Genomic DNA, 16,474 nt, shown 5'->3' with positions numbered 1-16,474 from the left:
TGGGATTGATCAAGAATCCGGGCGAAGATAAATATGCTGTATTGTCCGACATCCTTGGTGATGAAGACCACCTGGGCGACATGGACTTCAAAGTAACAGGAACCAAGAATGGTATCACAGCTACTCAGATGGATATCAAGGTAGACGGTCTGTCATTCGAAATCCTGGAACGCGCTTTGAACCAGGCTAAAGAAGGACGTATGCACATCCTTGGCAAGATTCTGGAAACTATCCAAGAACCACGTGAAGAACTGAAACCTCATGCTCCGCGCATCGAAACGATGACTATACCTAAAGAGTTTATCGGTGCAGTAATCGGCCCTGGCGGTAAGATCATCCAAGGTATGCAGGAAGAAACCGGTGCTACAATCACTATCGAAGAAGTAGACAACATCGGAAGAATAGAAATCTCCGGAACTAACAAGAAGAGCATTGATGACGCTATGCGTCTTATCAAGGGCATCGTTGCCGTACCGGAAGTTGGTGAAGTATACAAAGGTAAAGTACGTTCTGTAATGCCTTATGGTGCTTTTGTTGAGTTCCTGCCGGGTAAAGACGGTTTGTTGCACATCTCTGAAATCGACTGGAAACGTCTGGAAACAGTAGAAGAGGCCGGTATCAAGGAAGGTGATGAAATCGAAGTGAAACTGCTTGATATTGATCCGAAGACCGGTAAGTTCAAACTTTCCCGCAAAGTATTGCTTCCGAGACCGGAAAGACAAGAAAGACCTGAAAAGAAATAAGAAACACCTTATTATTCAGCATATAAAGCCCGACGGAAACCCGCCGGGCTTTCTTTTTGTAAAAAAAGGAAGAAAAAACTTTTAAGACTTTTGCGTATTCCAAAAAGATTATGTTACTTTACCATATAAACCTTAAATAAGAGAGAGAATATTTAAAAATGCCTTTAGCCGGAAACCTACATACTATGGATTTATTTTCTCGTTTCTTTCGAGAGAATCAGGAAAAGTTTCTTGCCTTTGCCTATTCCTACATCAGAAGCTGGGCAGAAGCTGAAGATATTCTTATGGAATCTATGATTTCTTTGTGGGAATGTCGAGACCGCTGGGAAGAAGATAAAGGTCTGCACGCATTGCTCCTTACCATTATCAAAAATAAGGCACTCAATTACCTGGAACACGAACAAACCCGCCTGCGTATTGAGGAAGATTTGAATTCGCACCGTCAGCGCGAATTAGACTTGCGTATTGCCACGTTGAAAGATTGTGAGCCCGACAAGATTTTCAGTACGGAGATACAGCATATCGTAAACAAAGCCTTGGACAAGATGCCACCACAAAGTCGCGAAATCTTTATGCTCAGCCGTTATAGCAACCTGCCAAACAAGAAAATAGCCGAACAACTGAATATCTCTCTCAAAACAGTAGAATTCCATATCACCAAAGCCCTACGTATTCTGCGTGTGGAACTGAAAGATTATCTCGCCTCTATCCTACTTTAGTAAAACTCTCCTGCTTTTCTTTGATAATATAAATAAAAGATATATGTTTGTAAAATCAGTAATATTGCTGGCTATTAAACATGGTAGTTATGAGATATATTGTAATAATATACTACGTGCTTATCGAGGGAGAACAAGTTTTCGAGACCCTGAATGTCAACAAGAATATTGAAGCAAACTCTCCGGAGGAAGCCATAGGCATTGCTTACAATCTATTTAAAGCCGAAGCTCCGGATGAATGTTACATTGTATCCATAATTCCCAATCCGGCAAGTTAATACCGGCAATTAATTAATTTCCTGTCACATTCCATAAAGTCCTGATGTGCCTCCGGTGCATCACACGGATATTCTATGCGTTTACGTTTGGAGTACCCGAAAAACAGAACAAAGCGATCCGCTCTATACCCGGTTCCTATCTTCTTCGTACTCTCCTCGTACCTGCTTCGCTATTTTCATCCTCCTATAGAAGCGAAGCAGGAACGAACTGGATACGGTTCAGAAGAGTTCCTGACCAAAATTACACATCTCATTCCGCCTGCTTCCAGAGCATCACTTCCCGACAATTTCTCTGTTTCCAACTCATTTCGAAGAAAAAACAAAAAAAGTTTCATTTTCCGTTAGGGTAGTTCCAAATTCACCTGTATTAATTATAGAGGGACAGAAAAAAACACCCTTATTCAACAAACAAATTAAGTACCTTATGAACCAAGAACTATTATATAAGTATTTTAAAGGAACCACCACCATTGAAGAAGAAAAGCGCATCCTTGACTGGGTGGAAGCCTCGGAAGAAAATCGGGAAGCTTTCTTGAAAGAACGTATGATGTTTGATGTCGCCTTATTCTCCGACAGACAAAGTGCCGGAAAAAAGACTTTCCGTCTGGCTCCAATACTAAAATGGGGAATACGCGTAGCAGCCGTTATCATCGTAGGCGTATGCGGTTATTTCATGACTAATGATTATCTATATAATCAGGCATCCCTGCCACAAACAGTAACCGTCCCCGCCGGACAACGTGCACAAATCACTCTTGCCGACGGCACACGGGTATGGCTGAATGCACAGTCCACATTGACCTATGCTTCCAACTTTGGGCGTGGCGAAAGAAACGTAGAACTGGATGGTGAAGCCTACTTTGAAGTGGCAAAAAACAAAGATATCCCCTTCTACGTGCACACAGAGATGAATAAGGTGAAAGTTGTAGGTACCAGCTTTAATGTTTGTGCCTATGCAGGAAGCAAAGAGTTTGAAACCACCCTTGTAGAAGGTATTGTGGACATTTATCCTGCCAACTGTAATAAGGTTATCACCCGCTTACAGAAAGAGGAATTCTTTGGCAACTATGACGGGAAATGCAAAAAGGTAATACTCCCTTCTTATGAATATCTGCGATGGAAAGAAGGATTGTACTGCTTTGATGATGTGCCGTTCAGCTGCATCCTCACTAAACTTGAAATGTACTATAATGTAAAAATAACCGTTTCCGATCCTAAATTGCTGAACTATGACAGTTGTACCGGAAAATTCCGCGAACAGGATGGTATAGAGCATATTCTCCGAACCATTTCAAAAGACCATCCTTTTGAATTCAGCATCAACGAAGAAAAAGATTCGATTTTCATTTACGAGAAATAATTTGATATCAAAGATAAAACCTTAAAATTTAGTACTAACCCCTTAAACTGAAAAGCATTATGAAATAAAAGAAACAGTCTGCTAATTACCCCTACAAAAAAGATCGGAAAGTACCCCCATACTTTCCGATCCGAAACAGTCAAAAATCGACCTTAATCAATTTATTAACTTAACACATTACAAAGATATGAGAAAAATTTCTTTGAATGGGCTTTTTTGCCCAAAAAGTTTAGTATTTAAGCAAATATTACGAACTATGAAGATCACACTATTCCTTCTTTTGTTTGTAACGTTCCAGGCGTACAGCCACGCTACCTACTCTCAGAGTACAAGAATCAGCATCCCCCGTTCTGAGTTACGAGTAGGCGAAATCCTCGATAAAATCGAGGCTCAGACCGAGTATTTGTTTGTCTACAATAAGAAAAGTGTGGACGTGCGCCGCACCGTAAATGTAGATGCAGACAATCAACCGGTGTCCGAAGTTTTGGACGAAATCTTTAATGGTACCGACATCAGATATGTAATGGAAGGCAAGAATATTGTGTTGACCAAACAAAATGAAAAGGCCAGTGAAATCATTGCTACCGTACAACAAGAAAATATCTCTGTAAAAGGTGTTGTTACCGATACAAAAGGTGAACCCATTATCGGTGCCAATGTCGTGGAAAAAGGAACTACAAACGGTTGCATTACCAATATAGACGGTGAGTTTACACTAAATACACCGACTAATACAACGCTGGTTATCAGCTTTATCGGATACCAGCCTGTAACGATTGCTCTCAACGGGCAGAAAACTCTCAATGTACAGATGCAGGAAGAAGCCCTGTCACTGGAAACGGTTGTGGTAACGGCTATGGGTATCAAGAAAAAAGCAGCTTCATTGACTTATTCAACCCAACAAGTGGGTGGCGATGAACTGACACGCGCCAAAGATCCGAATATGATAACCGCATTAGCAGGTAAATCAGCCGGTGTACAAATCAATAAGAGCGCATCCGGCCTTGGTGGCTCAGCCAAAGTTTCTATCCGTGGTACACGTTCCGCTTACGAAGGAGGCAATAACCAACCGTTATATGTCATCGATGGTGTCCCTATGCTAAATACGACTACCGAATCGACTTCCACCGTTATGGGTGGAGAAAATGACGGTGTGAATCGTGACGCCGGTGATGGTATCTCCAACCTGAATCCCGAAGACATTGAAAGTATGAGCATTCTGAAAGGTGCTTCTGCCGCCGCTCTTTACGGATCACAAGCAGCCAACGGTGTTATCTTAATAACTACCAAGAAAGGTAAAGCAGGTATGCAAAGAGTTACTTTCTCTTCAAATCTGACCATCGATCATGCCATCAGTCTGCCGGAATTCCAGAATTCGTATGGCCCCAGCGGAACTGACAGTTGGGGAGAAAAAAAGTCATTAACCGACTACGATAATGTTGGCAAATTCCTCGGTAACGGTGTAACCGCTATTAACTCTATATCCGTACAAAGCGGAAACGAGAAGATGCAGACTTACTTCTCTTATGCCAACACTACAGCCAAAGGTATCATTGATTCCAACAAATTGCAAAAGCACAACCTTACGTTCCGCGAAACAGCGAGTTTCTTCAATGACCGTCTGAAACTCGATGGAAATGCTACCCTGATGACACAAAAGATTAAGAATAGCACTGCATCCGGAGGTATATACCTGAATCCATTGGTCGACCTGTACAGTTTCCCACGTGGAATGGACATGTCTGAATATGCTACTAATTTTGAAGTAGCCGACCCGACAAGAAATGGTATGCCTGTACAAAACTGGTATACAGACGTTTCCGAATGGTCACAAAATCCTTACTGGATTAAGAATCGTGTTACCAACACCAATAAGCGTTACCGCGCTATGGCATCCCTAAGTGCCAGCCTGAAAATAAACGATTGGTTAACCCTGCAAGCCCGTGGTAATGCAGACTATGTAAGCGACAAGTTCGATCAGAAAATGTATGCATCTACAGCTCCCAATATTACAGGTACCTATAACGAAAAGAGTAACGGACGTTATGTTTGGTCGGAAAGCGAACAATTCCAGATTTATGCCGACGTAATGGCCATGTTCAATAAAACATGGAACAAATGGTCATTGAATGCCGCTGTCGGTACCAGTATCAACAAGAATAAAGTCAACTCACTGATGCTCGACTCTAAAATCGCCTCACTTTACAAACCTAACTTATTTACGGTTGCCAATATCGTTATGGGCTCTAATGCCTCCATCAATCAGGAGATTGATCAGAGACGTACCATTCAGTCTGTATTCGGAACAGCACAAATCGGCTTTGACGAAGCCCTGTATCTTGACATTACAGCACGTAATGACTGGTCTTCCACATTGGCTCATACGGAAAGTATGAATTCAGGCTTCTTCTACCCTTCCGTTGGTTTATCCTGGATCATTAATAACTCATTAAAACTACCGGAATGGATTTCCTTTGGTAAAGTACGTGGTTCATGGGCACAAGTAGGTAACGACCTGCCTATCGGTATCACTAACCTTGTAGATATTATTCAGGCCGGTGGTGTATTGCAAGCAGCCGACACATACAATAAGGGCGATCTGAAACCGGAAATCAGTAGTTCTATCGAATTTGGTACGGAATGGAGATTCTTCCAAAGCCGCTTAGGAATTGACTTTACCTGGTATCAGACTGATACAAAGAATCAATTGTTGAGAATGCCCACCGCCGCAGGAGACAAATATGCATATCGCTATATCAATGCCGGGAAGATCCGTAATAAAGGTATAGAATTAACAGTAGATGCAACTCCGATTATGAATGATAATTTCCGTTGGAAAACTGCCGTCAACTTCTCAACAAACAGCAATGAAGTCATTTCTCTTCACCCGGATTATACTTCATTCATTTATGGTAGTTCCGGACTTTCTATGGCTTACCTGATGCGCATCAAAGAAGGTGGTTCCCTGGGCGATATCTACGGAAATGCATTCGTGCGTGAGAATGGAAAAATAAAGCTCAATGAAGATGGAAGTCCTCTTGTAAAGACTGGTAACAACGACTATCTGGGTAATGCAAATCCCGACTGCTTATTGGGTTGGAGTAATACATTTACCTATAAAGGATTCAGTCTCTATTTCCTGATCGATGCCCGCGTAGGTGGTGATGTCATGTCCTTGACACAAGCAGTCCTTGACCAAAATGGCGTGACCAAAGCAACGGCACAGGCCCGTGATAGAGGTTACATAGAATACGAAGGAACTCGCTTCGACGAGAATCATATTAAACCATTCTTTAAATCAGTAGGTGGTCGTAATGGTATATCCGAATATTATATGTATGATGCTACCAATATCCGTATGCGTGAATTGTCAATCGGCTATTCTTTCCCGCAATCACTGCTGGAAAAGACGAAGGCATTCAAGGGTATCGATGTATCGCTGGTAGCACGCAACCTGTTCTTTTTCTACAAAGATGCACCGTTCGACCCGGATGCAACCTTGTCTGTTGGCAACTCACTTCAAGGTGTAGATGTATTCGGCATGCCTTCTACCAGAAACATTGGTTTCAATATCAAATTCACATTCTAACTTAAAGCATTTACGATTATGAAATATAATAAATTCCTAACCATACTTTTTGCAAGCGGATTGCTGGGTATCGCAGTCGCATGTACCGACAATTTTGAAGCAGATAACAGAAACAATACAGGGTTTGACTCCGAATTGCAGGAATATGATTTCCAAAAATATCTGTTGAAGTTTGAAATAATCCAGAGTGGTATCTACTTTAACTACGACTGGGGCGAAGGTAAAAACTGGACTTTCCAAATCGCACAAAATTTGGGGCAAGACATGTTCTCAGGCTATTTCCATGATTTCAATCAAGGTTTCAATGATAAGAACAGCGTATATGCACTGAACGATGGATGGACTTCTACTCACTGGACATACAATTACTCGTACATTATGCCCGAAGTACAGAAGTGCGAACAAATCAACGTAGAGCAGCCTGCACTGTTAGCTGTAACCCAAATATTGAAGGTTGAATTGATGCACCGTGTAGCAGATTGCTACGGACCATTGGTATATAGTAAATTCGGACAAGAAGGTGACAATGTAGATGATCTGAAGACAGCCTACAAACAATTCTTCACCGATCTGGAAAAAGGAATCACTTCTTTACAAAGTTTTATCAAGGACAATCCCGGCGTAGAGCCGTATAAAGACGCCGACATGCTGACTCCTAACAAGACTTTGGCAGAATGGGTTAAATTTGGCAATTCATTGCGTTTGCGTCTAGCCATGCGTGTTGCTAACGTAGACAAAGCTCTTGCCACCGAGCAAGCACAGAAATCATTCACCCTCGGGCAATTCCTGGAAGCACCAAATGAGATTATTTCCGTATCGACTGCCGGCGGCTACAATAATCCGCTGGGTGAAATCAACAAGTCATGGGGGGAAGTCTTCATGGGGGCCACCATGGAATCTGTACTGACCGGATATGATGATCCACGCATGTCCAAATATTATGATCCGGCAAATGGTGCAGTTATCACATGGAAAGAGAACGATGTAGTGAAAGAACTTCCGCAGCTCTTTGAGTACGCTGGAAGCTACAAAGGCGTACCACAGGGAACCGGCTTGCTTTCTGCCGACAATCGCTATAAAGAATGTTCAAAGAGCACAGTCAGTCAAAAAACGAACCCTATTTTAATGACTGCTGCCGAGGTATGGTTCCTTCGTGCAGAAGCTGCTTTACGAGGCATCTCTACAGAAGATCCCAAAATATGCTATGAGACAGGTGTAAAAACATCCTTTGAGCAATGGGGAGTAGGTGGAGTTGATGCTTACCTGCAAAGTGACAAGACACCAGCTGATTACAAAGATCCGTTCGATACCCAATTCGATATGAATGCACGCATCACTACTACTCCCAATTGGGCGGATGCCAACGGTACAGAAGAACAATTTGAGAAAATCATGACACAGAAATGGCTTGCCATATATCCCGAAGGTAATGAAGCATGGACAGAGCAACGTCGTACCGGTTATCCGAAATTATTTAAAGTCAAAGTGAATAATAGCGGTGGTGCCATTAACACAGATGAGATGATCCGTCGTCTCCCATATCCGGAAGGTCTGAAAACATCTAATCCTACTCAGTACAGTTCATTAACAAGAGCACTGGGTGGTGCCGACACAGGTGGTACTCGTCTCTGGTGGGATGCCGGAAAGAATAATTTCTAAATTCCAATAAGACCAAGGTATAGAATTTTGATTAGTGGTGTTTTTCTCCGTATTAGTTACGAGGAAAAAAAGATTGGGAGGAGTAAAGTCATTTGGGGGACTTTACTCCTTTTTTTGTCTATATTTTCAGATACACATAAAGACTGGTATATGTCAGTTTATCATCCATTATTAATAACCAGGATTCTGTTGTTGCTTTTTTTCCTCGGAAGTCAACGCATGACCATCCTTTTGGATAGCATCCAGATAAGTTTGAGGGATAGGACGCAAACAATGATGTTCATCGATATTAGGAGCAGCATCCGAATTAAAAGCTTTGGTACGTGCCACCAATGTTTTTGTTCTTGATAAGTCTTCCCAACGATAAAACTCACCGCAAAGTTCACGGGAACGCTCATTCAGCAAAAGGCACATCATACGATCATAATCAGAGCTATATTTCAGTTTTGAAATGACAGCCTCATCTTCAGCCGGAAGACTATGTATATCTGTTATTTCAAGATCAGTGGGAAGTGTAGTCTTATCAATATCATTGGACTCATAATAAGAATTTCCGGTGTAATAAGAGTTTATGCCGTCAATCTGCCATCCTAAGGCATTTTCATTATATGATGCACCACCGTCACAATATGCCGAACGATCTTCCCCGTTCTTGTAGGCAGCACGCTTGCGGAGTTCATTAATGTAATGCAGAGCATCACCATATTCGCCTTGGCGAATCAGAACTTCAGCAGCGATCAGATAAGTTTCACCAAGACGGGCCAGAATACCATCCCGATTGCCTCCCATGTCACTGACCGTTTCACGCGAACCATCAATATACTTATTAAGAGCTACAAAACGACTTACATCATCATATAATGCCACATCGTCCCTACCGTTACGATCTTTCGGATAAGTCACAAATGTAGTAGGAATGGCTTTGCCGGTCTTTTCATCAATCACCTTTCCGCTGAGTTGCACTCCATCGAACCGGGTATCACCCGGACGATTGACAACATACATCACGCCCAAATCTCCCACTTCGTAACCGGAACCCGCTTTCGGGTTATTAACAGCATACTTAGTCTTAAAGCTTTTCCAGAAACGGGAATCATTAATCATATCATAGATATTATACATATAATATGTGGTTCTTAAACGTTGGTACTCGCGACCGCCAGCCAAGTCACGTTTCATCTGAGGCAAATTATTGTAAACAGACAAAGAAGAAGAGATGGCATCTGTTAGTACCGGCACTTCTGGAAGATTTGTCAGAAGAGAACTGTGCCGAAAGAATAATCTCATCTAATTTTTCACTCGCTCCGTCAGGTTCCGTATAATGCCACAGATCAGAAAAATTGGGGGCTAACTGATGACGTGAAATTACTTCTTTGGCCAGTTTCAAGGCTTCTTTCAGGTCAGATTCTTTAGTCGTACTGTTCCATCCATCATTAATTTCACTGGCACGGAACAAGTAAGCCTTAGCTAAAAAATGAGCCGCAGCATCCCTGCTAATCTTCCCCACCATGCTTACCGTCGCCGGCAACAGATCATAAGCATTCTTCAAATCACCAATCGCCTGCTCTACCGTGGCTTCTGCCGTAGCACGGGTGAACTCACGGACAGGTACAAAGCTCGACTCTAATTTCAAGGGTACACCTCCATACTGGGAAACCAACTTCAGATAATTAAAGCCACGCAGGAAATAGGCTTCGCCCATATACGTCTTCTTATTCGTACCGGTATAACTATCAGGAGTTATTTTACTTAACAACAGGTTCGCATTGTTGATTCCGATATACATGGCATCCCAAAGGCTTTCGGCCATCGTAGTATTTGAATTAGCGGCTACAATCTGTGACTGGAAACTACCATCATAATTATTCCACACTTTATTGGAACCATCACCACCCACAGTAAACTCATCCGTACCGTAATTAGTGGTAGTATAGGCATTCTCCTTGAAGAAATGGAAACGCAGGTTATTGTAAATGCCCACAGCCAGCTGATCAATACCTTCCGGTGTATCAAAGAAATCGGTAGTCTGTTGAGTGGTAAGCTTTTCATCCAGAAAATCACTACAGGAAGCCACCACGCCTCCCAAGGTCAAGGCTAATAAGCCGAATGTAATATTCTTATATAATTTCATAATTGTTTGCTTTTTAGTTTAAAATCCTACATTCAATCCTATTGTGAAACCACGGTTCCAGGTAGATGTTAAATTCTGCGAAGCGTCCAGTTCCAGAAAATCTATATTAGAAAAGATACGCCCCGGATTCTTAGCCTGCACATATACTTTCAGATTAGATAGATTCCATTTGCTCACCATGTTCTTCGGGAAAACGTAACCTAATGAAACATTACGCACTTTCAGGAACGAACCGTTCTTATATCCCAGAATCCGGTAGTAGGGATCACCGCCTCCATCATCATGGATAGGTTTCTGATATTCAGCATTCTTATTATTCTCATTATAGTAATTTATCTTACGCTGAGTGTAGCGGCCTCCCTGCCACTCACCACCTGTATCAACCATATAGTCAAAACGACCGTACAACATGAAGGAAAGCTCAAAATTCTTATAAGAGAAAGTATTGGTCATACCCAAAGTCCAGCGTGGACGTGTATGTCCCACTACTATACGGTCATCATTCGGATCAATCTTATGGTCACCATTCTGGTCTACCGGTCGTGCCATACCTACCTGAAACGAATGTCCTTTCTTATTAAATTCAGCCATTTCAGCCGCATCTTCTTCTTGCCAGATTCCGGCAGATTCATAGCCATAGATCACTCCCAATGACTTTCCGATGAACCAATTATTATTAATATCATCTTCTTTACCATTTGCCAACTCCTCTATTTTATCTTTCTGCCAGGCGACATTTAGACTGGTAGACCACTCAAAGTCCCGGGTCCGGATATTCACAGTATTCAATGTGATATCCACACCTATATTGGAAGTTTCCCCCACATTGGCATAAGTTTGGGTATAACCATTTAATGAAGGAATTCCCATCTGCATCAATAAGTCTGTTGTACGCGAAGTATAAAAATCCAGAACTCCCGAAATTCTTCCGTTCAGTACAGAGTAATCAACGCCAATATTATATTGGGTGGTCTTTTCCCAAGTTAAGTCTTTATTTGCCATAGCAACCGTACCACCCGTAGCTACAGGATCGGAAGCTACGAAGCCTGAAGTGGAACTGTCACCATAAGGATAATAGATAGGAACAACGGCCCCCTTTGTTTGGTAAGGATCAATAGCGGAGTTACCGGTAACCCCGACTCCCACACGTAGTTTCAACTGATTGAGCCAACTTACATCCTGCAAAAATCCTTCCTGATCAAGACGCCAGCCCAACGCCGCACTAGGGAAAAATGCCCATTTATTACCTTTGGCAAGCTGCGAAGCGCCATCCCAACGACCGGAAACCGTGAGGAGGTATCTGCTGTTATAATCATAATTTAAACGGAACATATACGAGAGTAACTGCTTCTCTACTAAATCACTCCCCCAGTCATCCAGTGCAGAAATATTTGCTTTACTCAACGCATTCCATTTGGCACTGGCCAGGGGAATATTTAAAGCAGCCATAGAGGATTCTTCATAACGATATTTAGTGGCACTTTGCAGTAAAGTCACTCCCAAAGAGTGTTTTCCTATTTCCTTATCATAGTAGATAAGATTATCAAGTGTCCATGAAAAATCAGATTGATTCGTTAAACTGGCACGATTGGTTCCCTCGCGACTGACAGAGTTCGCATCTGCAAAACTTCCATTACGGTAACTACGAAAGTCGGGACCAAAATTGAAGCGATATCTGAGCCCTTTCAGAGGAGAGAAGATCTCACCCAAGTTCAACTGGGCATACAGACTACCGATAGCACGGAACATACGACGTTCATTCTCACTATAATTCCATTCGTTGACTATCGTTTTCACTTTATCATCTCCACCCGGATAATCAATGCGGTTCCCCTCATCATCAAAGGGCACGGCATACGGATACAAACTGGTAGAAGCTGCATACAGATTGGATGGCCGGTCACTGATCATCTGTCCTACAGCCTTAGCCGAAGAACCATATTGCTGTTCACTGAAAGTCCCGTTGACATTCAAGCCCATCTTGAACCATTTGGTCGGATCAAGATTCAAGCTGACTTTGGCTGTATAACGAGTGTAAGACTGACCTTTCACGGTACCCTCATTATCCAGATAGCCGATAGAAGCATAACCTTGTACTTTATCCGTACCACCACTGGCGCTCAACGTATGTTCATGGGTAACACCGGTTTGTGTAACCATATCAGCCCAATCCGTTGTAGGAACCGCAGATGCATTCCAGCTACCACCAGCCCAGCCTTTTTCAATGTTCCTCCAGGCATAAGGATCTTTTGCTCCGTTAAAAATCAGATAATCACTATCCTTATCAGGCTCGTCACCCCTCGGATATTTATTCGGTTCTTTATAGTAATAAGCCCAACGACGCCACTCAATGTATTCGGCAGAATTCATCATTTCAGAGTAATCCTGCAAATTTTCAATGGTCATCGTACCCGAATAGTTCAATGACATCTTGCCCGCCTTGCCCTGTTTAGTAGTAACCAAAATGACACCGTTGGCACCACGTGAACCATAAATAGCAGTAGCAGAGGCATCCTTCAGGACATCAATGGATTCTATATCCTGTGGATTCAAAGTCTCAATGCCACTTGTCGACATTAAAGGAATACCATCCACTACATAAAGCGGAGTATTGCTGGCACTCAACGAACGTACACCGCGTACATTGATAGTTCCTATTTCACCCGGACGTTCATTGCTAACAATATCCACACCTGCCGCTTTACCTTGCATAGCTTCGAAAGCATTGGCTGCCGGTCGGGAATTCAGTTCATCCGAATTTACACGAATCATAGCACCGGTAACGTCCGATTTCTTCTGAACACCATACCCCACCACTACCACTTCGTCTAACGTTTCCGTATCTTCCTGCAGAATGATTTTCAGTTCTCTTTTATTCTCCACTTTGATTTCCTGCGGAATATAGCCAATGTATGTAATCCGTAGAATTGCATTAGCCGGGGCATTGATAATAAAACGCCCATCTATATCTGTAATTGTACCTATTGATTGTCCCTTTATCGTAACATTAGCACCAATGATCGGTTCACCGGCCATATCTTTTATAGATCCTGTCACCTTATTATCATCAGCTTGTTTTTCAGAAGCTTTCTCTTTTGCTTTATTCATCAGCATGATATTCTTGCCTTCCATAGCATAATAAATATCAGTCCCTTCAAAGACCTCGTTCAAGACCTCTGCCACCGGTTTATCTTGTGCATGAACTTTGACGTTACGTTTCAGATTAACCTCATTCATGTCATACACAAACAGATAATCAGTCTGCTTTTCTATCTCGTTGATAACTTTGCCTGTTGATATACGGTCCGAAACAACTGTAACTTTCATGGTCTGTGAATAAGATTTCGTGGCAAAAGCTGTTCCGACAAATAAAAACAAGGCCAGAGCTGTGATTTTCATAACCCGAAATAAATGTTTAATTTCTACAATAGATTCTTGGTACAAAATATTTTTCATATATTTGTATTACTAATTTTAGGTTTTAACTTAAGATTATTAGAAGAAAATGTCAATGTATCATTGACTTCCATGGGATAGTGTTGCAGCACTGTCCCATTTTTATAAAATATGATGTGTGTTATTCCATAGGCAGAATATTTTAAAGGGTTAATTAATAGTTATCACATTGTTTTCATCATCTTTTGTATAAGTAAATCTATTATTCAATCTCAGTACTTTCAGCACATGCTCCACTCCATCTTTGGTTCTGAACTTGCCTGTATAGCGATTCTTGAATATACTGGTATTGTTTACCACAATATCCACTCCATAATAAAGTTTCAATTTTTCAATCATATCCCTGACGGATATATCATTAAAACAAAGCAAACCTTCACGCCATAAAAAATAGTCTGGTTCTTTAATACGTCCTTTCACCAGCCTGGTACCTTTCAGGCTTGCCATTGTGTTTGGCTCCAACTTCAACACTCCTGCGGATGGATCCGATAGCTGAATTTCTACCGCTCCTTTCAGCAAAGAAGTTTCCCAGACACTATCTTCCGCATAAGCCAATACGTTGAATTCCGTACCTAACACCTTTACATTGCATTTACTCGTTTCCACTATAAAAGGCCTCTCTTTGTTCTTAGCTACTACAAAATAACCCTCACCATCTAATTTTACTTTCCGGTTATTATCTTTAAACTTTTCCGGGAAAGTCAATGTACTCCGAGAATTCAACCACACCTTCGTACCATCTGCCAACATTATTTCCGTCCGTTGTCCGGCAGGCGCATAAATAGATTGAAGTGCACTGCTTTCCACAGTCTGATGTTTATTATCCCAATAGTGTGTACCTAATAAGACGATTGCAACCACTGCCGCTGCTTTAGCCATTTCCACCCAGAGTGTATGCACAGAAAATCTTTTTCCTGCTTTTTTCTTTTCTACCACTGCCGGCAGTGTACGCCACAAAGCGATATCATACAATTTGCGTTGCGCCATGTATTCACGCATATTCTCAGGCTTTTCCTGCATCCACTCGGTTATGTGCCGCTTCTCTGCTTCCGTGGCATTACCGGATATATATTTCTGTAATAACTCTGTATCCATATTCTATGCTATTCTATATAGTTAACGACTAAAGTGGAAACATCCCTAAAAGAAAAACTAAAAAAAATGAAGTAGTACTTTATTCAGTAGAAGAAATGATAAGAAATGCGCTTATCAGACGGCTAATTGAAAAGAGGCAAAAAGATAGATTTCCGATTAAATCTCATTTATGTTCTCTATCTTAAGAACAACGTATAATTTAGAATTTAATATAAAAATAGAAGTAAAAGAGGGGCAGATAATCCTTCAAGGATACCCGTAGTACCTTCAATGCCTTTGAAATATGGTATTCCACTCCCTTAATGGAAATTTTCATTTCTTCGGCAATTTCTTTATTCGACTTATTCTCAAAACGGCTTAAAAGAAATATCCGGCGTGTCTGCTCTGGCAGAAGGTCTAAAGTCTCACGAACAATAGATTCCACTTCTTCCGAAAAGATCTCATCGGGGTTACAGGCTTCCAGAGTGGAAATTCGAGTGGAAAGTTCAAAATGATGCCAGTCAGTCATAGATTCAAAAGCTGTGCGTTTCACCTCCTCATGTTTCAGATAATCCAGAGCTTTATTCTTCAAGATAGTAAGTAGAAGGGGTTCCACATAATCTATCGCTTCTATTTTCAGCTTCTCCCACAGCCTTATCAATGACTCGGAAGCGATGTCTTCAGCTGCCAAATCATCGTGAACATAAGACTTTGCAAAGAAAAAAGATTTCTTATAATAAAAGGCATAGATATCACTGAAAGTATTTCCTATTTTATCATTCATCAGTCACACTTTATTATGTTTTTCATTCATTGCACTAAATATCATATAGCAAAGTTAGCAATAAACATTCAATAACCCGTTGGGAGAATTATCTTTTTGATCGGAGGGAAACGAACATATGCTTACTACTTTTCTATCAACACATTACATTTACCTACTATTTACCCTAGGATGTAAAAGCATTTACCGCAGGATGTAACGACCTTTACCCCATATTGTAACGCTCTTTACCTCGGCATGTAACGACCTTTGCCTCAGTATGTAAATGAAGTTACCATTTGGCATAAACATAATTTTCATGGAATGAAACAACCGTCGGGCTTATATCCCACCAATCATCACTTATAGACTTGTATCGGCAACTCCCCGCGCAATGCTCCCAAAACGTTAACAGCAAGCGCTTCCAACTCATCTTCTCCAGGGTACACATACACTGGAGCAAGAAAAGAGACACGCTCTTTCAGACGGGAAATAACATACTCTGAATGGGCAATACCGCCTGTCAGCAAGATTGCATCTATTTTACCGAAAAGCGCAACGGCGGCAGCTCCAATGCTTTTGGCAACCTGATAGATCATGGCATTCAGCACCAATTCGGCTTTTTCATCTCCGTCTTCAATAGACTTTATGATGGCAGGTATATCCGTAGTGCCAAGGTGCGCTGCCAGACCGGCATGGCCG

The 16,474-nt window shown here is 41.7% G+C and carries 12 protein-coding genes; 6 read left to right on the top strand and 6 right to left on the bottom strand.

The genetic code is table 11. The annotated features are described in order from the left end of the window. The 6 genes from BACCELL_RS11425 to BACCELL_RS11400 all read left to right on the top strand — a co-directional run. Positions 1 to 743: S1 RNA-binding domain-containing protein (locus BACCELL_RS11425; RefSeq protein ID WP_007211947.1), on the top strand; the 743-nt coding region annotated here is incomplete at its 5' end. Positions 744 to 901: 158 nt separating this feature from the next. Continuing rightward, positions 902 to 1,462: an RNA polymerase sigma-70 factor gene (locus BACCELL_RS11420; protein ID WP_007211946.1), complete on the top strand. Its 561-nt coding sequence runs from the start codon at positions 902 to 904 to the stop codon at positions 1,460 to 1,462. 89 nt (positions 1,463 to 1,551) lie between these two features. Beyond that, positions 1,552 to 1,740, top strand: a complete 189-nt coding sequence (locus BACCELL_RS11415) for a hypothetical protein (protein ID WP_007219491.1) — start codon at positions 1,552 to 1,554, stop codon at positions 1,738 to 1,740. Positions 1,741 to 2,164: 424 nt separating this feature from the next. Next, entirely contained in the window at positions 2,165 to 3,100 is a 936-nt protein-coding gene (locus BACCELL_RS11410; protein WP_007211943.1) for a FecR family protein, read from the top strand. A gap of 187 nt (positions 3,101 to 3,287) precedes the next feature. Beyond that, positions 3,288 to 6,689, top strand: coding sequence for a TonB-dependent receptor (locus BACCELL_RS11405; RefSeq protein ID WP_007211942.1), 3,402 nt, complete (start codon positions 3,288 to 3,290; stop codon positions 6,687 to 6,689). An 18-nt stretch (positions 6,690 to 6,707) separates the two neighbouring features. Then, positions 6,708 to 8,348 (top strand): SusD/RagB family nutrient-binding outer membrane lipoprotein, encoded by a 1,641-nt coding sequence (locus tag BACCELL_RS11400; protein WP_007211941.1) that lies wholly within the window; start codon positions 6,708 to 6,710, stop codon positions 8,346 to 8,348. A gap of 171 nt (positions 8,349 to 8,519) precedes the next feature. Here the strand turns inward: BACCELL_RS11400 and BACCELL_RS27390 are convergent, their stop codons facing one another. The 6 genes from BACCELL_RS27390 to BACCELL_RS11375 all read right to left on the bottom strand — a co-directional run. Next, positions 8,520 to 9,587 (bottom strand): RagB/SusD family nutrient uptake outer membrane protein, encoded by a 1,068-nt coding sequence (locus BACCELL_RS27390; RefSeq protein WP_248604792.1) that lies wholly within the window; start codon positions 9,585 to 9,587, stop codon positions 8,520 to 8,522. Beyond that, positions 9,538 to 10,479, bottom strand: coding sequence for a RagB/SusD family nutrient uptake outer membrane protein (locus tag BACCELL_RS27385; RefSeq protein ID WP_007211939.1), 942 nt, complete (start codon positions 10,477 to 10,479; stop codon positions 9,538 to 9,540). The genes BACCELL_RS27390 and BACCELL_RS27385 overlap by 50 nt, the downstream gene beginning before the upstream one ends. 18 nt (positions 10,480 to 10,497) lie before the next feature. Beyond that, positions 10,498 to 13,935: a TonB-dependent receptor gene (locus BACCELL_RS11390; RefSeq protein ID WP_007211938.1), complete on the bottom strand. Its 3,438-nt coding sequence runs from the start codon at positions 13,933 to 13,935 to the stop codon at positions 10,498 to 10,500. 150 nt (positions 13,936 to 14,085) lie between these two features. Beyond that, a complete protein-coding gene (locus BACCELL_RS11385) occupies positions 14,086 to 15,030 on the bottom strand; it encodes a FecR family protein (RefSeq protein WP_007211937.1) in 945 nt (314 codons plus the stop codon). A gap of 199 nt (positions 15,031 to 15,229) precedes the next feature. Then, positions 15,230 to 15,793 carry an RNA polymerase sigma-70 factor gene (locus BACCELL_RS11380; RefSeq protein ID WP_007211936.1) on the bottom strand — a complete coding sequence of 188 codons (564 nt, stop codon included), beginning with the start codon at positions 15,791 to 15,793 and terminating at the stop codon, positions 15,230 to 15,232. A 338-nt stretch (positions 15,794 to 16,131) separates the two neighbouring features. Next, a partial coding sequence (locus tag BACCELL_RS11375; RefSeq protein WP_007211935.1) for an ROK family protein occupies positions 16,132 to 16,474 on the bottom strand: 343 nt, incomplete at its 5' end.

It is taken from the genome of Bacteroides cellulosilyticus DSM 14838, from assembly GCF_000158035.1.
In the GTDB taxonomy this organism is placed as follows: Bacteria; Bacteroidota; Bacteroidia; order Bacteroidales; family Bacteroidaceae; genus Bacteroides; species Bacteroides cellulosilyticus.
Note: the sequence above shows the minus strand (reverse complement) of the source record. Positions and strands in the feature narration are given on the sequence as shown.